General features: G+C 70.8%; 2 protein-coding genes. One reads left to right on the top strand and one right to left on the bottom strand.

What is annotated here, in order from left to right; translation table 11 throughout:
• Positions 1 to 11: 11 nt before the first annotated feature.
• Entirely contained in the window at positions 12 to 572 is a 561-nt protein-coding gene (locus EQG76_RS02250) for a flagellar basal body-associated FliL family protein (protein ID WP_159710225.1), read from the bottom strand.
• Positions 573 to 742: 170 nt separating this feature from the next.
• Between EQG76_RS02250 and EQG76_RS02245 the strand changes: the two genes are divergently transcribed.
• Positions 743 to 1741 carry a proline racemase family protein gene (locus tag EQG76_RS02245; RefSeq protein WP_235031166.1) on the top strand — a complete coding sequence of 333 codons (999 nt, stop codon included), beginning with the start codon at positions 743 to 745 and terminating at the stop codon, positions 1739 to 1741.
• The last annotated feature ends 72 nt before the right edge of the window (positions 1742 to 1813 follow it).

The raw sequence follows: 1813 nt of genomic DNA, 5'->3' as shown, positions 1-1813 counted from the left end.
CTGCTCCTGCCTCACTGAACCAGCATTTCCTTGAACAGCACGTCGTCGATCCGGCCGGGATCGAGCGCCAGGTTGATGCGCGCCAGCATCTCCTGCTTGAGCCGGTGCAGGGCGGACGGGCCGCCCAGGTCGTCCACAGTCAGGCTGCGCAGGTAGAGCTGGAAACTGTCCATGATCCGCGGCGTGTACTGCACCACCGTGTCGGCGGTGGCCTGACTCGACACCTCGACCGCCAGGCGCAGCTTCAGGAAGCGCATGCGCTTACTGTCGGAGCTCAGGTTCACCAGCACGTCGGGCAGGTCGACGAAGATCACCTTGGGTGCCGCCGGTGCGGCGTCATGCTCACCGGCCGCGGGCGTGGGCGCGACCTCCTCGGTAGTGCCGGCAGCGGGATCGGGCAGAGCCGCGGCCGCGGCAGGCGGGGCTGTCGAGAACAGCCCCATGAGATAGGCGCCGGCCCCACCGGCACCCGCCAGGGCCAGGAGCCCGATCAGCCCGAACATCATGAGCTTGCCGCGGCCGCCGCCGGCCTTCTCGGCCGCCGCCGCCGGCTCCTTCGCCTTGTCCGCCATCGTCCTGCCTGTTCCCGTCGCTCGAAGCGGCCGCCCTCGACCCATTGGCGACCTGCCCGGCACCCAATCTAGCCGCGCCCGGTTAACAAACCCTTGCGCCCCGCAGCATGTGGACAGGGTGCCCGCAGAGGGGCTTCCATCCGCCTGCCGCAAGCCCGAGGTGACGTGTCATGCCCGAGATCGAGACCGTGGAGATGCACACGGGCGGGGAGCCGGTGCGGATCGTGACTGGGGGCTTCGCGGTACCTGCGGGCGGCACCATCCTGGCCAAGCGCCGCTGGGCGGCCGAACATGCCGAGAAGCTGCGGCGCCTCTTGATGTGGGAGCCGCGCGGCCATGCCGACATGTATGGCGTGCTGCCAGTCGAGCCGGACCTGCCGGATGCCGACCTGGCGGTGCTGTTCATGCACAATGCCGGCTGGTCGACCATGTGCGGCCATGCGGTGATCGCACTCGGCCGGTTTGCGGTGGAGCGGGGCCTGGTCCCGGTGCGAGAGCCCGAGACGCCCGTGCGCATCCAGTGCCCCTGCGGCCTGGTCGAGGCGCTGGTCGAGGTCGAAGGCGGCAAGAGCGGTGCCGTGCGGTTCCGCTCGGTCCCAGCCTTCGCGCTGGGCCTGGATCGCGTCCTGGAGGTCGAGGCGGTGGGGCCAGTCCTGGTCGATGTCGGCTATGGAGGGGCCTTCTACGCGGTGATCGACGCCGGTCAGTTCGGCCTGGACGTCGGCCGCTCGCCGATCGGCGAGCTGGTGGAACTGGCCCATCGGATCACCACGGCTGGCCGGGCGCAGCTCGAGCTGCACCATCCGGACGACCCGGACCTGGCCTTCCTCTACGGCACGATCCTGACCGATGGCGGCAGCGGCGAGGACGCGCCGTCGGCCAATGTCTGCGTGTTCGCCGAGCGGGAGGTCGACCGGAGCCCGACCGGCTCCGGTGTGACCGCGCGGATGGCGCTGATGCACCGGCGCCGGCAGGTGCAGGCCGGCAGCATCCGGCGCTTCGTCAGCCGGACCGGGGCGGTGTTCACCGGGCAGGTGGTAGAAGAGGAACGGCTGGGCGGCCGGCCGGCAGTGCGGGTCGAGGTGGCCGGCCGGGCCCATTTCACCGGTGCCGCCCGCTTCACCCTGGAGGAGGACGACACCATCGGCCGCGGCTTCCTGCTCGGGTGAGGCGGGGGCCGGCGCGCGACGTCAACGCTGGACGATGCCGCTCCAGCCGCCCGAGATCAATGCGGTGATGTC

This window comes from Geminicoccus flavidas, assembly GCF_009806515.1.
Taxonomy (GTDB): Bacteria; Pseudomonadota; Alphaproteobacteria; order Geminicoccales; family Geminicoccaceae; genus Geminicoccus; species Geminicoccus flavidus.
The sequence above is the reverse complement of the archived record's forward strand: the minus strand, read 5'-3'. Positions and strand labels throughout refer to the sequence as shown.